Origin of the sequence: Planctopirus limnophila DSM 3776 (assembly GCF_000092105.1) — a bacterium.
GTDB classification, from domain to species: domain Bacteria; phylum Planctomycetota; class Planctomycetia; order Planctomycetales; family Planctomycetaceae; genus Planctopirus; species Planctopirus limnophila.
Window position 1 is genome coordinate 2664092 of sequence record NC_014148.1, and the last position, 17384, is coordinate 2681475.

Below are 17384 nucleotides of genomic sequence, written 5' to 3' on the forward strand. Positions count from 1 at the left end.
GTCTCAAACCGCTCCCTCAAAATCAGGATGATGTAAGAGTAGTTTTTCTGGCAATTGTAGACGGTAGACAGCAGCTATTGTCGGGAGTTGATGGCGTTGCTTCTGAGTATGACAGGAATCGGAATTGGCAGTGCCGAATCCGGAGAAGAGCGGTTGATGGTCGAGATTCGATCTGTCAATAACCGTTACTTCAAGCTCTCTCTACGCTCTCCCGATTGTTTCGCTGTCTTTGAACCCGAGATCGAGAAGACACTGCGCGACAGAATCAGCCGGGGAACTGTCAACGTTTCCATTCGTCTGGAAAGCCGAGGCCTGCCATCTGCCATCCGGATTCAGCAGGATGTTCTCAAGGGATACTGGTCGCAACTTCAACCTCTGGCAAAAGAGCTGAAGACCAAGCCTCCCAGACTGTCGGAGTTACTCACACTTCCTGGTGTCTTGAGTGATGAATCTCAGTCATCCACAGCAGCCGAAGAGCACCTGGCATTGCTCAAACAGGCGCTGTCGTCAGCTCTGGATGAGTTTGAGGCTTTTCGCTGCCGGGAAGGGGCGGCCATGCAGGCCGACCTCTGCAAACAGCAATCGCTGATCGTTGAAAAATCGCAACTGGTTCGCGAGACAGCACCTCAGGTTCTTCAGGAATACCGCGAGAAACTGCTGGAACGCATCAACCAGGTGCTCGCGAATTCTGCGACGCAGGTCACTCCCGCAGAAGTGGTTCGTGAAATGAGTCTGTTCGCCGACAAGTGCGATATCAATGAAGAACTCGCCCGCCTCGCAAGTCACTTCGAACAGTTTGAAAAATACTTGTGTGATCAGATTTCCCAAGGTCGAAAAATCGAATTTCTGCTTCAGGAAATGTTCCGCGAAATCAATACCGTTGGCTCGAAAGCCAATCATGCGGCGATTGCACATTGCGTGGTGGAAATGAAGGCGGCACTTGAGCGGATGCGAGAAGTCATTCAGAACGTCGAATAGGCAACCGGCTGTGTGAGATGAGTGAATTGCCCTGAGTTGTTGGAACTGAGTGATAGACTTTCCGCCCTTGAAGCCCACGGGATGCAGAGACAATGACAGTTGCATCAGAGCGTCCAGAGAGCACGGATTCTCTGCCTTTCCGGGTGGTCGTTCTTTCCGGGCCCAGCGGCAGCGGCAAGACAACAATTGTCCACCATCTGCTTGAGCAATCGCCAATTCCGCTCACCAAAGCGATCTCTGCGACAACGCGCCCGCCCCGAAAAGGTGAAATCGACGGCGAAGACTATTATTTTCTATCACATGAAGAATTTATGGCTCGGCTCCACCAGCAGGAGTTTGTCGAAACGGCAGAAGTCTATGGTGCTGGTTACTGGTACGGGACTTTAGTATCGGAAATTGAACGGGCACGAGCACTGAACTCCTGGTCATTTCTGGAAATTGATGTGGAAGGTGCTCTGCGAGTCGTGCAGCTTTACCCAGATGCGATTACAATTTTTCTAAAAACACCTTCACCAGAAATTATTGAGCAGCGACTCCGGGGAAGAGGCACCGACTCGGAAGAGACGATTCAAAAGCGCTTGAAGCAAGCTCATCTCGAACTTGCCCAGGCAGACCAATATCGCTACCAGATCATCAATGATCATCTGGATGCAGCAGTCCAACGCATTATCGCACTATTGCAAAATGAGGCCGGCACATGCTCGAAGAACTGAAAGAAGAAGCGATTGTCCGTAAAGTGGGAGGTCGCTTTAAACTCTCCACCCTGATTCAAAAGCGAATGGTGGCTCTCAATCGCGGAGCCAGGCCACTGGTCGACATCCAGACCAAGAATCCTATGGAAGTCGTTGTGCAGGAGATCTTGCAGGATAAGATCTTCCTGGATGCTTCCGGAAATCTCCAGACCGCACCCAGCGTTCCCCGAGAAATGGATGCGGGACCTTCTCTGGATGATCTGTAATCGATTTGTCCGACAATAATTTTCATCTCACCCCGGTTTGCCATCAGTGCAAAACGGGGTGTTTTTCTCGACTGAAATGCACAAGTCTGTGAGGTGCATCGAACTGACTTCGCCGCCTTTGATACATCCATGTGATGTCAAAAATCGCGAAGGAACCGATAGGCCATACTGGAACAAAGGTTCATCAAGTCAGCGTGCCATATCAGGTTAGAACTTAAACAGAGCAGGCGTCTTGCAGACTTGCCGGACGTTTTGTCGAAAACCCGCCCGATTGGAGGATTTTCTATGGCTGGATTCGAAGTCCTTCTGGGGGTGACAGGAGGCATTGCTGCCTACAAGTCGGCTGAACTTTGCAGCAAGCTGGTTCAACGCGGTGCTCAGGTCTCTGTAGTCCTCACTGAATCTGCCGAAAAGTTCATTGGCCCGACGACATTTGAAGCACTCACAGGGCGCCCCGTCATTCGCGAAATGTTCTCTCCACAGGAGCATTTTCGTGGTGAGCACATCGGCCTGGCTCAGCGTGCGAATGTCTATGTGATCGCCCCCGCCACAGCCAACTCTCTGGCGCAACTTGCTCATGGGTTTGCCCCCGATCTGGTCAGCACTCTTGCTTTGACAATTACCTGCCCCTTGTTTGTGGCCCCCGCCATGAACTGCGAGATGTGGGCCAAGCCTTCGGTCACTCGCAATGTACAACAACTCCGCGAGGATGGCGTACACGTTATTGAACCCGGGGAAGGCTGGCTAAGCTGCGGTCAAATTGGACGCGGCCGGATGGCTGAACCTGCAGAAATTCTTGCCAAACTACAAGCTCATTTCCCTGTCCTGGCCACATAAAATCTCAAAGGATCATGCTGATCAAGAGATCTGCCCGCTTGATCTTGTCCAGCGTTTGCCGAAGATTCAGTTGCGTTCGGAAAGACAGCGGACGGCTTCCTGCCAATGGCGGGTCAGCACTGATCGCTCGCTCCCGTCACAAGAGCGCAGGCAATCCTCCAGCAGTTGCACTGCCAACCCATAATGCCCGGCCTTGAATGCAATGAGGCCCAGATCGCGATGCTGATCAAATCTCCCCGGTAGAAGAGCTGTCAATCGCCTCTGAACCTGGTGGGCCAGTTCCCAATGCCCCTGCTTGACGTGGAGAACTTTCAGATTATTGAGCATGCGCGTCATGATTTCTCGCGGACGTGCAGGATCCATCATCGGCCGCACTTCGTCCTCTGGAAGTTGACTTAAATCGGTCAGCCATTCGAGGCATTCTTCCCAATCTAAAATCAGTCCTCCACGAAAGGCATCGACAAAAAGTGGGCCTTCCTCGCTCTCCAGCCTCAAGAGAAACTGGAGCGGTGCAGAGACACCTTGAAGTGGAATACCGATCGACCGGGCCACCTCCCACCAGACCAGTGACAGGCTGATGGGCAATCCTGTCCCTGTACTGACCACACGGTTGAGATAGCTGGCTTCTGCTTGATCATAGGCTGAACTACTACCATGCAGACCATGTGTTCCCGAAAGACATTGCGCGAGCGCCTGCAATTGATTTCGAGGATCATGTTTCCCGGAAAGCATCGACTGTACTTCAAGAGCACGCTTGGAGATCCACTCCAGCGTGGGTCGAAAGCTCAAACCTGGTTGAGCCTCTCGCGCCACTTCCAGGGCAGCAACTGTCAGATTGGCATTCCGATCCCGCTGAATCAGCTTGGTGAATTCAACATCATCGGGAAATACAAGCTTAAGGGTCATCGGAAAACATCCGTCCACAGAAGCACATATTCATGATTCGGACAAATACCGCTAACTGTTGGAATTCAGACTCTTCACGAAACAACTTGAACAGCTAGGGAGAGTCACCCTCTTACGTATCGTATCGCAATGTCTCCCTCACGCCCAAGTGAAAAAGGCTTCTATTCACCCACATGAACTCAGAGAGGCGACAAACCACACTGTCTTAACTGGCAGTCTCTTCCGGGGTGACTCTCAATTTTTCAAGAATTACCTTATTCCCCGAGTCATTGTATTCGACCTTCGACATAAAAGCTCTCATCAGCATGATGCCGCGACCACAGGGACGATCCAGATTTTCCTCGGCAGTCGGATCGGGAACATCGTTCCAGTCGAATCCCGGGCCTTCATCTTCGATCTCGATACTGGCAATCACATCGCTGACCGTGCAGGCAATTCGCACCCTTTTATCAGGATCCATGCGATTACCATGCTTGATGGCGTTGACCAGACCTTCTTCGAGGGCCAGCCGCATGCCAAACACATCTCTAGGAGAAAACTCCGCTGCTTCCATCGCAGCAATAATTTTCTCCTGAATGGCCTGACCTTCTGCGGTATCACTCGGAATCTGAATCTCGAACTGTTCATAGATCGGCATGGCATCACTGCTGTCGAAGAGAATCAGGCAATTACCAGACAAGCTTGAGCTTAAACAACTCGGCATTGATCGTCTGGATCAAAATCCAGAATGTCGACCTGGCAGACAACCACTCATAGCGCAACATCCATTGAATTCGAAAATGTGAAGCAGTTAGCGTTATGCACCAACGTCATGAGAACATTTTCGACGAGTTGCTGAGTGAACGTTGTTACCACAATCGCTTTTGAAGAAAGATCGTTCGAAGAGCACGGCCAATATTGTACTCAGTTTCCACTGCTCTCGATCAATGTCCCGTCCTTCAAGTTTACGATTGCTAACCCGCAAATCGACAGGTTACATCCCGTCGAGAGCTTGTTCCTGAGTCGACTTGATATCGAAAATCTTATCCAGGCGAGTGATCTGGAAGACTTCAAGAATTTCTGGGCGAATGGCGCAGAGCCGCAGCTTACCCCGTGCAGCTTTCACTTTTTTGTCCATCGTGATCAGTTTGCCCAGTGCAGCACTGGAAAGGTACTCGACAGTGGAAAAATCGAGCACGATCTTTTTGCGACCGTCTTCATCGACCAGTCCAAACATCTGATTCCCGATCAACTGAATGTTGGTCTCATCGAGAATCTTCTTATCGACAAACTTGGCCACGGTGACATCACCAACTTCTTCGATGTCCAGACGTCTTGTACTCGACATGGGTTTTCCTGATTTCGAATGAGACCGAGCCAGAACTGGCCAGAATGATCCTGGCAAACAATTCCAATATAGCTCGAATCCACTTCAAAAGATTCTGCTCTATCGGAATAAAACAATTGCCTCAATGGGGATCATTGTTTCATAGACTCAGCAAGTCAAGCGTTTTCCCGGACTTGGGTTACGACCGCTCCCCTCGGCCTGCTGCAATTGATCCCGTTTTCTGACTTTAACTTAGCGAACAAAGAGTCCGAGAATCCGCTCCAGCCAGCGTGATCCCTCATACCCGGCCTCAAAGGTGTCACCAGCAGATTGCAACGTGATTGGGCATATCCTGACTGACCATTCCGGTTGACGGAGACAACTGCGATTCAGATGACAACCGATGTTCAGCCTTTGAGGACATCGATCCTGCCACCTCAATAACAACCATTTTTGTCAATTTCCCAATTCATCTGACGACCATCTCGCAATATTTGTTGCCTGATTTTTGCAAATTTCTGCCTCAGTCTGTCAAAATCCCCTGAGGCAGCCAGCAGACCCGATTGACGCCGAAGCCTTCTGAATACACCTCTGACGGGTTGCCACAACATCCCCCAGTGCCGATACTTCAATCAGTACGATGTTTTTCAAGATGACCTTGGCCACATGGCAAGACATCGAACAGCTTGTATCTTCGGCTGAGAGTCTACGGATCAAATTCTGGCGAATGGACGAGAGCATGAGTGAGAATTTTGAAGAACGCCTTTCTCAAGCCATCCAAAGGGGAAATCGTCAGCGGGAAGAGGCGGGCTCACAACGAGCACGAGCAGCTCGAACGGACGAAGATTACCGCCAGCAGCACGGCGCCTTGCGTATCGAACTCTCCGATCAGATCGAATCGGCAATTCGCAAAATGGTCAAGCACTTCCCGGGATTTAACTTCCGGACGGTGATTTCGCCGGATGGCTGGGGCGCACATGCCAGCCGTGATGATGTCTCCGGCACCACTCGTCGTGATGTCACGCAGTTGTATTCCTACCTCGAAATTCTCGTGCGGCCCTACAACAGCTCTGCACGCATCATCGATCTGGTGGTGCGAGGCACCATTCGCAACAAAGAAATTCTTCGCAAGAACGAGTTCAATCTCCTCGATGAAGTGAACACCGAGCAACTGAAGAACGTCATCGATCAGTGGGTCGTGCAATACGCAGAACGCTATGCCGCCCAGGGATAGACCCGAACGTGACGCGGATCATCCCATCGGGGAGTTGAGCATCACTCGTTAAAGTTTAAATCGCTAAGTTCCAGTCCCACCGTTGTGAAATGAATGCAAGGATCGATTTCATGAGTCGCCATTCCAGCGTGACGAGAGTTCTCGAATCCGGGTTAATTGCGATTTTGCGATCAGATTCACCCGATAAGCTCATTTCGCTGTGCCATGGACTGCACCGTGGTGGAATTCAAATCATTGAAATCACCATGACCGTTCCCGGAGCGCTCGATGTCATTCGCCAGCTTCATCAGGAGTTGGGCTCACAGGTGCTCGTGGGAGCTGGCACCATTCTCGACCCGGAAACAGCACGACTGGCAATCCTCGCCGGTGCAGAGTTTCTGGTGACCCCCGCACTGAATGTCGAAACCATCCAGTTGGCCAATCGATATGACAAGTTGATTCTCCCCGGGATTTTAACCCCCACAGAATTGGTCACAGCACTGGAAGCCGGAGCGTCCATGGTCAAGCTTTTCCCGGCTGATGCCGTCGGGCCAACCTTTCTCTCAGCACTCACCAGACCATTTCCGCAGGCGATGATTGTGCCGACAGGTGGGGTCACTCTCGACTCTCTCCAGGCATTTGTGAATGCAGGTGCTGCTGCCGTAGGCCTGGCCACCAGCCTGATCGATCAGAAACTTGCACAGAGTGGCGATGCCACGGAAGCCGAGCGGAGGGCTCGCGCTTTTGTGGCAAAATATGCTGAAGTCCGCCGTAAATCCTGAGTGTGAAATTGATCATCGCCACCCGTAGACACTCAGCAAATACGGCTCATTACGATACGCTAAGTCGTTCTGCAGAAATCAGATTCGACCAAACTTCGGTCTGACCGTACACAGTTTGCCAACACCCGATGGATCGTGAGCTAGACTGCATTCGTGGTGCTGGAGAGGCTTCTCCTGGTTCTCGATCGACAATCAGGATTGCATGAAGTCGGCACCGCGAGTGAGTCGATACAGACGAAACGAATGTAGCGGAATTAGCGGTTGTATGGCGTGAAATGCCAGTTGAACCCAATTGATGCTGCTGATCTTTCGAGGTTCGACAAGCTGATATTTGGTAATCCTGAGTTGAGCGAGGCCAAAAATGGGCAGCTTTGTGCGAACGTGTCTGAGTCTCTGCCTGGTGGCAGGTCTGGCCACGTTTGCCTCCGCCGCGAATCCGATCGTAACGGCCAAGAACCGTTTTCGAATCCCGTTTAAGGTCGATCCTGCGGCTCTTCAGAGGATGAATGCGCAGGAACTGAGGCTGTATGTTTCATCAGATCGGGGGGCGACCTGGAGTCTGGCCCAATCGATTAATCCGGAAATTGGCAAGTTCGAGTATCAGTCTCCCGGAGACGGCGAATTCTGGTTCTCTGTCAAAACTCTGGATGGTGATAACCAGCTTCAGCCCAATGGCCGCGTGTTTGAGCCCGGCTTGATGGTCATCGTCGATACGCGTGAACCTCGTGTCGATCTCGCACTACAGGAAGTCCAGCAGGGCAAGGTACAGCTTTCGTGGCATCTCCACGACCAGAACCTTGATCCTTCCACACTCAAGCTGGAATACTCTCAACCGGGTGTTGCCGGTTGGCAAACAGTGAGTGTCTCTCCACGCTCTGCCGGTCAAACAACCTGGTCAGTCCCGCAGGGAGGAATTGTTGCCGTTCGTGGCTCAGTTCTCGATCAAGCCGGTAATCTTGGCCGAGGAACGATTCAATCGACAGTTCGAGGCGGCGACGGTGCTGGAAAAGCAGCCATGCCTGACACTCGACAACCGATTGCCAGCATGAATCGCGATATCTCCACGGAGACCGCCAATAACTCGATGACGGGAGCATTATCGACAGGTCCAATGATCCAGCCATCCACTGGCATGGTGGGTCGGCCAGTCTCCAGTGATGTGCAATCTCGTCCAGAAATCGTGAAGAATCCCTACACGACTGGGGCCGAAAACTTTGATGAACCTCCGGTTCAACCGACAGTCACACCGCAGCCAACTAATGCCAAAGTGGCTGGGATGGGTGCTGGAGACCCACTCTTCAAAGGCCGCATTGTTGCCACTCGCAAGTTTCAGCTGGCTTACAAGATCGACGACCTTGGGCCCTCGGGGATGAGTGCTGTTGAACTCTTTATCACACAGAACAATGGCCAGCAGTGGTACCGCTATGGTGAAGATGCCGACTTGAAGAGCCCGTTCGATGTTCAGGTTCCACAAGATGGCATCTATGGCTTTGAGATTCGAGTTCACAGTGGGGCGGGTTTATCGGCCGAGCCTCCACGAAATGGTGAAGCCCCTTCGATTCAAGTCAAAGTCGATCAGACAGCCCCCACATTAGAGCTGCTGGCTGTTGAACAAGGGCAGGGGATGCAACAAAACCTTGTGACAATCCGCTGGCGAGTCCAGGATGCCAACCTTTCGGAAACACCCATTTCGCTCTATGGTGCCGCATCACCGGCTGGCCCGTGGAATTTGATCAGCGACTGGCGACCAGATACAGGGAGCTTTCGCTGGGAACTTCCTCCCAATGGGCCGTCACAGGTCTTTGTCCGAGTGGTCGCCCGCGATGCGGCAGGGAACTTTGCCAAGGCCGAATCGACTCAACCCGTAGTGATTGACCTTAAGCGTCCGTCGGCACGCATCGTGGATGTGGCTCCCGGCATGCCCCGAGATTAATCGCGTGGTTGTTGAATTCCGGTGTTTGAACGAAGATGCTTCATCGAAGCCTTCTCCTGCACAGTGGAATTCTTATGCGAATCTTGATTACGGCCGGCCCCACGCGCGAATACCTCGACGACGTTCGTTACCTTTCCAATGCCAGCAGCGGCCGCATGGGTTACGCACTGGCTGAGGCGGCCATTGCCTGCGGCCATCAGGTGATTCTTGTTACCGGCCCAGTGGGCCTTACTCCTCCCAGAAACTGCCAGGTTCATCATGTGGAAACCACTGATGAACTTCTGGGTGCATGTCGTGAAGCGTTTCCAGCATGCGATGGTGTCATTGCGACGGCTGCAGTGTGCGATTATCGGCCGCGCGAGCGATTCTCCGGGAAACTGGCCAAGACAGGCGTTTCTTTAGAACTGGAACTTGTCGAAACAGCAGACGTGCTTGCCGAACTTGGTCAGACCAAGGCTCATCGCTGGATTATGGGATTTGCTCTCGAATCTGCCGAGTTTGCCCACCAGAACGCCCTGCGCAAACTCAAAGAGAAAAACTGCGACATCATCGTCCTCAATGGGCCAACAGCCATCGGCTCCAATACCAATGACGTCGAACTCATTGCCCCATCAGGCAACGCGATCGCACAATACTCAGGCAGCAAAACAGATATTGCCGCGCGATTGATCGAATGGATTGAGGCCCATCTGAGTCGCCAGTAAATCATCGCTACTCTTCCAGCGATGAAGCCGCTCGTTGATCGCCCACCAGATACGTTTGCGCTTCCCTCATCCCAGCCTTCTCCCGTCAGAACGGGAGAAGGAGTAAAAAAACCTCGCCGAGTTCTTTGCGAGGAGCGTCATGATTGCAGCAGTTCATGGCACGGGTCGATAACACCGGCTCATTGGGAATAACCGTTAAAGTACACACGAGATTCTGCCCGAGTCTGTGGCCTTCTGGCAGCATTTCTGACGGCAGGTGGTAATTTTGCATCGTAGGACTCCGTTTGAGTGTCTCTGCCAGATCGTTGAAAGACATCCGGCCCGAACCTCGAATCGAATGACGAGCCTGACGAATTGCAGTTTTCAATCACCTGTTTTGCTGGAATCGCCGTGGACTTCGCTCGCCTGCGAAATGACACGATTGCTTTGGGATTGCTGGCGCTCGCCGTGTTTCTCGGCCTGAGCCTTGTCAGCTATGACCCTGCCGATGCCGCCTCTCACCTTGTGCATCCTGCTCGCGCCGTCACCCAGAATCTTTGCGGTACCTGGGGCGCAACCATCGCTTTTCAATTACTGAGCAACCTCGGCTACGGAGCATGGATTCTGCTGCTCATGCTCGTGGTGATCGATCTTCGGCTATTCACGAACAGCAGTGCTGTCGATGCCCAGACGCATATCCCTGGTTATCTGCTGGGGCTGTGTGCTGTTTGCACCATGATTCAACTGGCAATCCCCTGGAGCGGGCCCAGTCTTGCCAGTGGTGCAGGGGGCTATCTCGGAACCATTTTTGCCGACCTGCTTTCACAACACTTCACATGGATGGGTACGTTTTCGCTGCTCATTTCCATGATGGTGGCCAGCCTGTTGCTGACAGACGAATTCCGCCTCATCGGGGTGTTGGGATCCATTGCGCTTTCCGTGTTTACGATTCCAGCCAGCCTCTTCTTCCGTAGAACGAAAGTGAAGGGGGCCAAGCCAGCCAGCAGCAACTTCGCATGGTTGAATCTTCGTCTCTTTAAGGCAAAGACAACTTCCGCCAAACCAACTGCTCACACTTTAGCAACCTCGATGCAGACAACATCTGCAGTGAGTGCCGGCCCGCAGGACGTTCTCGCACGCTTGCGAGATGCGGCTAACCCCGCAGCAGACCTTAATACTTTTCCAAACGTCCATCAGGTGAGTGCACTGGCCAGCGAATCACCATCCGCCACGATCTCTGAAATCTTCCAAAAGGTTGCCGATTCAGATGATCCGATTGGATTAGCTGCCTTTGACGACCCGACGGCTGCTTCGTCGTCGCCAGCTAATTCCGTTGAATCCGCACGTGTGATCAAGGTGAACCCGCCAGTCACGTTAACACCATCAACAACGACTTCACAGAGTCCGTTGACGACGACACCACCGACCTACAGTGTCAATCGCACCCAGCCTCAGGCCATCACAGCTTCTCAAGTCAGCTATGCCTTGCCCGAACATGCACTGCTGGAAGAGAGTGAAGCCTTCCCCTATGAACAACTCGCTCAGAAAGCCCAGATTTCGGCTGCAACTCTCGAAAAAACCTTCAAAGAGTTTGGCCTGAATGTCAAAGTCGTCGAGATCGACACAGGGCCGGTGATTACTCAGTTCGAACTGGAACTCGAGGCGGGGTTGCGTTTGTCAAAAGTGACAGCCCTTGCAGATGACCTTGCCATTGCGCTGCGTGTCCCATCGGTACGCGTCGTGGCACCCATCCCTGGCAAAAACACTGTCGGTGTCGAAGTCCCTAACGACATTCGCGTTATGGTACGCCTTAAAGAGTTGATTCAGTCTTCCCCGAAAGACTTTGAAGATAAACGGATTCCGCTCTATCTCGGCAAAGATGTCGGCGGTAAACCTCTTGTCGTTGATATGTGCAAGATGCCTCACCTGCTGATTGCGGGGCGAACAGGGACTGGAAAAAGCGTTTGTCTGAACACCTTGATTCTTTCAATCCTGATGACCCGACGGCCTGACCAGGTTCGCATGCTGATGATCGACCCCAAAATGGTCGAACTCAGCCCCTACAACCGTATTCCGCACCTCATGCATCCCGTCATCACCGACATGAAAAAAGCGGAGGCCGTGTTAGGCTGGGCCGTCGAAAAGATGGAAGAGCGCTACGACCTCCTGGCACGCGTTGGGGTACGACATCTCGACAATTACAACAAGCTCGGAAAAGCGAATGTTCTGGATCGTCTCGAAATCGATCCCGATTCCGAAGAAGCGCAGTCGATCCCTGAATCTATGCCTTACATCGTGATTATCGCCGATGAAATGGCCGACATGATGATGACCTCCGGTAAGGATGTCGAAGGGCACATTATTCGACTGGCACAAAAGTCGAGAGCTGTTGGTATTCATCTGGTTCTTGCCACGCAGAAGCCGACTGTCGATGTGATCACCGGTCTGATCAAATCCAACCTGCCGGCACGCATTTCGTTCCAGGTCGCCAGTCGCATGGATAGCCGAGTGGTGCTCGATGAAAATGGTGCCGACAAGCTGTTGGGCAACGGGGATATGCTCTATATGGCTCCGGGCACCAGCACACTTTCCCGTGCTCAAGGCACCTATGTGAGCGATGAAGAAGTCAACGGAGTCATCGAGTTCTTTGAAGACATGCCCACACAGTACGATCCTGAACTTCAGAAACTGAAAGTGGCCGCTAAAGAAGGAAAAGCGTCAGCGGGCGGCCCCAGTGCCGGTGAACGTGACGATCTCTATGATCAGGCTGTGGAAGTCATCATTCGCGAAGGCCGTGGTAGTGTCTCACTGCTTCAAAGAGCGTTAGGCGTCGGATACGGTCGCGGTGCAAGGCTGATTGATTTCATGGCCGAAGATGGCATCGTCGGCGGTTACAACGGCAGCCAGGCCCGCGAAGTGATCATGACCATGGAAGAATGGGAAGATCGTCGCGTCATGAAGTAACTTCCACAGGCAATCGACCCCCAAAAATCATATTTCTCCATGGGTCGATTTCTCTTGCGGAAGCACTTCATCGAACGGATGACAAATCCGTATTGCTGAATTTGGTGGTTTGCCAGACAATCAGTGGCGATTTCTGCCGATCCAGTCACAGCGTCATTCATGGATGAACGACATTGGCCAGTAGCCTCATTGGAAATCCCCCGACAGATCGAACGACGCCTATCCATTGGCTGGGATGGATGCTGCTCACTTCTGTTCGCACAGTCGGTGATGCAGCCATTTTCACATCGACGGTCGCTTTAGGATTAGCGACACGCCGTTCTCGCAGTGCCATCCTTTGGCCCATTTTCTACGAAATCGGTTGCCGCAGCATGCCTGTGATCCTCATCACAGGAGGTTTTATTGGCATGGTGCTGGCGGTGCAATCGTTCGATCAACTCGCGGCCATCGGCTTACAATCGCGACTGGGATCGGTCGTCAATGTCTCGCTTGTCAAAGAGCTCGGGCCGGTACTCGCGGCCACAATGCTTGCTGGACGAGTCGGCAGTGCAATGGCTGCCGAGATCGGCACGATGAAAGTCACTGAGCAGATCGATGCCCTTCAGGCACTGGGTGCCAATCCGGTCATGTTCCTGGTGTGCCCTCGCTTTCTCGCCTGTGTGCTGCTCATCCCGGCATTGACACTTCTCGCCGACGGGATCGGGATGCTTTCTGGCTGGTATCTTTCCGTGCAGGTTTTAGGGATCAGCAGCCATCTCTACTGGTTCTATTCCGATTCGTACATCACATCACTGGATATCATCTCCGGGGTCATCAAAAGCATCTTCTTCGGCGGTGCCATTGCACTGGTGGCCTGCCATCGAGGATTTCATTGTTCGAGTGGAGCGGAAGGTGTCGGGCGGGCAGCCACTGAGGCCTTTGTCTGCTCGTTCATTCTGGTACTCGCCATGGATTTCTTACTCGGCGTGTTCTTTATTCAGCTACAACATCTGTTGCCATCCCTGCGATCGCCTCTGCTTTAGACCTTTAGAGACTCCACTTCGCCACCAACAATGACTGAGACCTTCACTCCACCTGAAGAATCTGCGCCAATCATCGAACTGCGTGGCTGTTCGCGTGGTTTTGGTGCCATGCAGGTGCTGCGCGACATCAGTCTGAATGTCTATCGTGGTGAAACACTCGTGCTGATTGGCGAAAGTGGTTGTGGTAAGAGCGTCACGACCAAATTGCTGGCGAACCTGCTCGAACCAAGTTCTGGCGAAGTCTTTTGGAATAGTCAGCCAGTCTCGCAGATGTCCGCTGAACAGATGCGTCGGGATCGCTTGAAACTGGGTTACCTGTTTCAAGGCGGCGCCATGTTCGACAGTCTCTCGGTCTATGAGAACGTGGTCTTCGGATTACGCGAGAACCGGAAAATGTCGGAAGCCGACATGCGGGAAATTGCCTTCACCAGGTTGCGGGAAGTTGGTCTGCCAGCCAGTGCGGCTCAAAAGTTTCCCTCCGAGCTTTCTGGTGGTATGCGTAAGCGGGCTGCACTTGCGAGAGCCTTGGCGATGTCTCCTGAAATTATCATCTACGATGAACCAACGACGGGCCTCGACCCGATCATGAGTGACGTCATCAACGAGCTGATTCTTCAGGCTCGCAGTGCCCGCCCCGTCACCAGCATTGTCGTGACCCACGACATGACGACCGTGAAGCGGGTAGCCACTCGAGTGGTAATGCTCTTTCCTCTGGCAAGACTCCCTCAGAACGAATCGCAGATCATTTTTGAAGGGACAGCCGACCAGGCCTTTAATCATCCCGACGAACGTGTGCACGACTTTGTTCACGGAATCTCCGGGAAACGTCTGCAGGAACTCTTTGCTGCCTGAAACCATCAATCCGGCAGAACTGCTCTCGGCAGATTCTGCAACTTTCATTACATCAGACACGAGACAGTCGTCTGTCATGGGAGACTCGTTGTGTCTGAGCGTCAGTTGCAGTTTCGCGTTGGAATGATGGTGCTGGTGGCCATGGCCATCGGTGTCGGTCTGCTCGTTCGCGCGGGAAAACTGGATTCCTATTGGGATGAAGATTTCAGTATCGCCATCCAGTTTGAATCGGCCGGGGGGATTTATCCCAGTGCACCCGTCCGACTTTACGGACTGACGATTGGAAATGTTCGCGATGTCCGCCTGGATAACAAACGTCGAGGCGTGATTGTCATTGCCGAAATCGACGCCAAGCACAAACTTCCGATTGATTCCACTGCCCAGGTGGCCGTGAGCCTTTTGGGCGAGGGGCATCTGGAAATCATTCCTGGCCTGTCGGAAGAACCACTCAAACATGGCGCAGTGATCAGTGGTCAAGCTGCTGGTGATCCCATGGCTTTGGTCGCTCGACTTGAGGCCAAGACCACCGCCACGATGGATTCCTTTGCCGCCACGAGCAAGGAATGGGGCACACTCGCCCATAACGTCAACAATCTTCTCGAAACCAAACGCGGGAACATCGATCAGGTCATCGAGCGGGCCGCCGACTCGTTGGATCAACTTTCACTGGCCATGAAATCCGCCACTGAGTTAATCCAGCAGGCCAATCGCATTGTTGGTGATCCCAAAACTCAAGCAGCACTCCAGCAGACCGCTCAATCACTCCCTCGTCTGGTTAATGATACTCGAGAGACCATTGTCGTAGCCCGCACGACGCTCGAAAGCATGCAGCAGAATCTGAAAAACCTCGAATCGGTCACCGATCCACTGGCCAAAAAAGGGAACGATATGATTGTCCGGCTCGACACCAGCCTGGCCAATCTGGATCGTCTTCTGGCCGATGCCAGTCGGTTTGTCCGGACCCTGAATACTCAGGATGGCACACTGCAGAAACTGGCGGCTGATCCCCAGCTCTACGACAACCTGAACCGTTCGGCCCAACTGGTGACAGTCCTCCTGCGCGGCATTGAACCGATCGTTCAGGACATGCGGGAGTTCAGTGATAAAGTCGCTCGCCGCCCCGAGATTCTCGGCGTTGGTGGAGCCATTCAACCCAGCAACGGCCTGCGCGATACCGAACTGATCGAGCAAAGTGGCGGAACAGCCCCCAAAACCCAGCAGAAATCGGTACGACCGAGTTTCCTGCCGGGAAGATAAGCCGCGACGATCATCGAAAGCCGCAGCATCGAGAGCTGTGACAGACGGAATTAACTCAATTTCTTGAGTAAGGTAATCCGTCCCGTTGTGACCCATTCACTGACAATAATGTTGCCATTATGGTCAAAAGTGGCATCGTGCGGATGGACAAATTTGCCGGGTGCCCACTGCTTGGCGTCACCTCGATTCACCTTACCGGCATTGACGTTCTGATGGTCATCGCACAGATAAGCCAGAACCTTGTTGTTGCCATCCAGGAGCGTCACACGACCCTGAAGCTCTGGCACCAGCATCAGATCCTTGTAGAAATCGACGTGGCAGGGCTTCTGAAAACCGTCGATGAGTGAAACAAATTTGCCCTCAGGCGTCAGGCATTGAATCGTGTTGCGACTGCGGTCAGTCACATAGAGAATTTCTTCTTTCCCGGGTCGTGCTTCCAAGGCCAGACCATGGTTGGTGCTGAACTTTCCCGGACTGGGGCCGGCACCAGCAAAGCTCAATTTGTACTCGCCGTCTTTTGTATAGCGATGGATGTAATTGGAACCATATCCATCGGCCACCAGCAGATCGCCATCCTTCAAAAAGGCAATGTTCGTCGGCTTATAGCGATTGGGTCCACCCACTCCTTTGCGAGGAACTTCACCAGAACGAACACGCTGTGGCAAGGTGTTCTCACCCTCGGGATAAATGCCCGATTCCATGGGTGCAAACCGTTCCCAGATCAGTTCCCCCTTGAGGTTGGTCTTAGCAATCGACTGCACCGGGTCGGGATTCGAGAAGTAAAGAAACTCCTCACCATTCTCTTCACGAAGTTCCAGCCCGTGAGCGCCGCCCTGAAAGTATTGGCCGAAGGAGCGGACGTACTTTCCGTCCTGATCGAAGACGAAGACATTCGGGTGATTCTTCTTGTTGAAGTCACCCGTGTGATTCAGATAGACAAAGCCATTCTTATCCACCACCACGGCCTGAGTTGTCTGCCACGTAAACTCGCTGGGAAGTTGAGCCCAGTTGTGAATCACTGCGTACTGATAATCGCCTTGCCCAGTGGTCAGCGGCTGAGAATCCGCTTTACTTTGAGCATGCACGAACGGAGCCCCTGAAATCAAACCGGCAGTGGCCACACAGGCGGTCTTCAATGCATCGCGTCGAGAAATAGGCAAGGCCATGCAACCCTCATCAAGCTGAAAATAGTCTGTTGGTTGAGATGAAAATCAGACACGTAGCGTAGTGGATTACCGAGGTAGGGTGCCATGGAGTTCTTACGGAATGCACCATTTTCCAATTAGAATTCTCAACTTTTCGTGCCATGCGTGCCATGACCCTGGATGCCCCAAAAAACAAAACACAGCGGAAGGGGATGGTTATCGACCGGGTGGCAGGGGTCGGATGTCTGCATCCGCCCCCTGGTCATCAATGTTCGCAAGCACGATTGCACCTGTCACGTTCCTTCCCATGATGATTGCCATGAACATCAACGCCCTATGACCTGGGGGCAAACGAGGACGTTTGACCCCAGCCACGCCTGCCGAACTCATCGAGCAAAGCGGCGAGAATGGGACGAATCCCGCGCAGAAGGCCACGAGACCTAGCTTCCTGCCGGGGAGGTAGGGGAAGTAGTTGGTCGTGGGTTGATGGTGGATGGTTGGCAATACGGCTGGCAATCAACCCACCCGTGTTCGCCACTTCCAACCAA

General features: G+C 52.9%; 17 protein-coding genes. 12 read left to right on the forward strand and 5 right to left on the reverse strand.

What is annotated here, in order from left to right:
• Positions 1–90: 90 nt before the first annotated feature.
• The 4 genes from PLIM_RS10595 to PLIM_RS10610 all read left to right on the forward strand — a co-directional run bounded on the left by PLIM_RS10595 (position 91) and on the right by PLIM_RS10610 (position 2773).
• Complete coding sequence (locus tag PLIM_RS10595) at positions 91–978, forward strand: YicC/YloC family endoribonuclease (protein ID WP_052301559.1); 888 nt, start codon at positions 91–93, stop codon at positions 976–978.
• Positions 979–1070: 92 nt separating this feature from the next.
• A complete protein-coding gene (gene gmk, locus PLIM_RS10600) occupies positions 1071–1691 on the forward strand; it encodes a guanylate kinase (protein WP_013110311.1) in 621 nt (206 codons plus the stop codon).
• Positions 1676–1936 (forward strand): DNA-directed RNA polymerase subunit omega, encoded by a 261-nt coding sequence (locus PLIM_RS10605; RefSeq protein ID WP_013110312.1) that lies wholly within the window; start codon positions 1676–1678, stop codon positions 1934–1936. Before gmk ends, PLIM_RS10605 begins: the two co-directional genes overlap by 16 nt.
• 285 nt (positions 1937–2221) lie before the next feature.
• Positions 2222–2773 carry a phosphopantothenoylcysteine decarboxylase gene (locus PLIM_RS10610; protein ID WP_013110313.1) on the forward strand — a complete coding sequence of 184 codons (552 nt, stop codon included), beginning with the start codon at positions 2222–2224 and terminating at the stop codon, positions 2771–2773.
• Positions 2774–2839: 66 nt separating this feature from the next.
• Here the strand turns inward: PLIM_RS10610 and PLIM_RS22805 are convergent, their stop codons facing one another.
• From PLIM_RS22805 to PLIM_RS10625, 3 genes are all read right to left on the reverse strand, one after another.
• Positions 2840–3679: a SirB1 family protein gene (locus PLIM_RS22805; RefSeq protein WP_013110314.1), complete on the reverse strand. Its 840-nt coding sequence runs from the start codon at positions 3677–3679 to the stop codon at positions 2840–2842.
• A gap of 205 nt (positions 3680–3884) precedes the next feature.
• Positions 3885–4316 carry an ATP-binding protein gene (locus tag PLIM_RS10620; RefSeq protein WP_013110315.1) on the reverse strand — a complete coding sequence of 144 codons (432 nt, stop codon included), beginning with the start codon at positions 4314–4316 and terminating at the stop codon, positions 3885–3887.
• Positions 4317–4652: 336 nt separating this feature from the next.
• A complete protein-coding gene (locus tag PLIM_RS10625) occupies positions 4653–5006 on the reverse strand; it encodes an STAS domain-containing protein (RefSeq protein ID WP_013110316.1) in 354 nt (117 codons plus the stop codon).
• Between the two features lie 718 nt (positions 5007–5724).
• Here PLIM_RS10625 and PLIM_RS10630 point away from each other — a divergent pair.
• The 8 genes from PLIM_RS10630 (at position 5725) to PLIM_RS10670 (ending at position 15691) form a co-directional block, all read left to right on the forward strand.
• Positions 5725–6219, forward strand: coding sequence for a hypothetical protein (locus PLIM_RS10630; RefSeq protein ID WP_013110317.1), 495 nt, complete (start codon positions 5725–5727; stop codon positions 6217–6219).
• A 110-nt stretch (positions 6220–6329) separates the two neighbouring features.
• Entirely contained in the window at positions 6330–6980 is a 651-nt protein-coding gene (locus PLIM_RS10635; RefSeq protein WP_013110318.1) for a bifunctional 4-hydroxy-2-oxoglutarate aldolase/2-dehydro-3-deoxy-phosphogluconate aldolase, read from the forward strand.
• A gap of 373 nt (positions 6981–7353) precedes the next feature.
• Positions 7354–8913, forward strand: coding sequence for a hypothetical protein (locus PLIM_RS10640; RefSeq protein ID WP_148227071.1), 1560 nt, complete (start codon positions 7354–7356; stop codon positions 8911–8913).
• Between the two features lie 74 nt (positions 8914–8987).
• Complete coding sequence (locus PLIM_RS10645; protein ID WP_041403497.1) at positions 8988–9617, forward strand: phosphopantothenoylcysteine decarboxylase domain-containing protein; 630 nt, start codon at positions 8988–8990, stop codon at positions 9615–9617.
• Positions 9618–10007: 390 nt separating this feature from the next.
• On the forward strand, positions 10008–12560 hold the full coding sequence (locus PLIM_RS10655) for a DNA translocase FtsK (protein ID WP_013110321.1): 2553 nt from the start codon (positions 10008–10010) through the stop codon (positions 12558–12560).
• A 173-nt stretch (positions 12561–12733) separates the two neighbouring features.
• Entirely contained in the window at positions 12734–13582 is an 849-nt protein-coding gene (locus PLIM_RS10660) for an MlaE family ABC transporter permease (protein WP_052301561.1), read from the forward strand.
• 30 nt (positions 13583–13612) lie between these two features.
• On the forward strand, positions 13613–14434 hold the full coding sequence (locus PLIM_RS10665; RefSeq protein WP_013110323.1) for an ABC transporter ATP-binding protein: 822 nt from the start codon (positions 13613–13615) through the stop codon (positions 14432–14434).
• A gap of 90 nt (positions 14435–14524) precedes the next feature.
• A complete protein-coding gene (locus tag PLIM_RS10670) occupies positions 14525–15691 on the forward strand; it encodes an MlaD family protein (protein ID WP_013110324.1) in 1167 nt (388 codons plus the stop codon).
• Positions 15692–15741: 50 nt separating this feature from the next.
• Here PLIM_RS10670 and PLIM_RS10675 read toward each other — a convergent pair whose 3' ends face one another.
• Both PLIM_RS10675 and PLIM_RS24150 read right to left on the reverse strand, forming a co-directional pair.
• Positions 15742–16857 carry a twin-arginine translocation signal domain-containing protein gene (locus PLIM_RS10675; protein WP_013110325.1) on the reverse strand — a complete coding sequence of 372 codons (1116 nt, stop codon included), beginning with the start codon at positions 16855–16857 and terminating at the stop codon, positions 15742–15744.
• 313 nt (positions 16858–17170) lie between these two features.
• The gene (locus PLIM_RS24150; protein ID WP_148227073.1) at positions 17171–17380 is read right to left on the reverse strand and encodes a hypothetical protein; all 210 of its coding nucleotides are present in this window, start codon (positions 17378–17380) and stop codon (positions 17171–17173) included.
• Positions 17381–17384 lie beyond the last annotated feature (4 nt).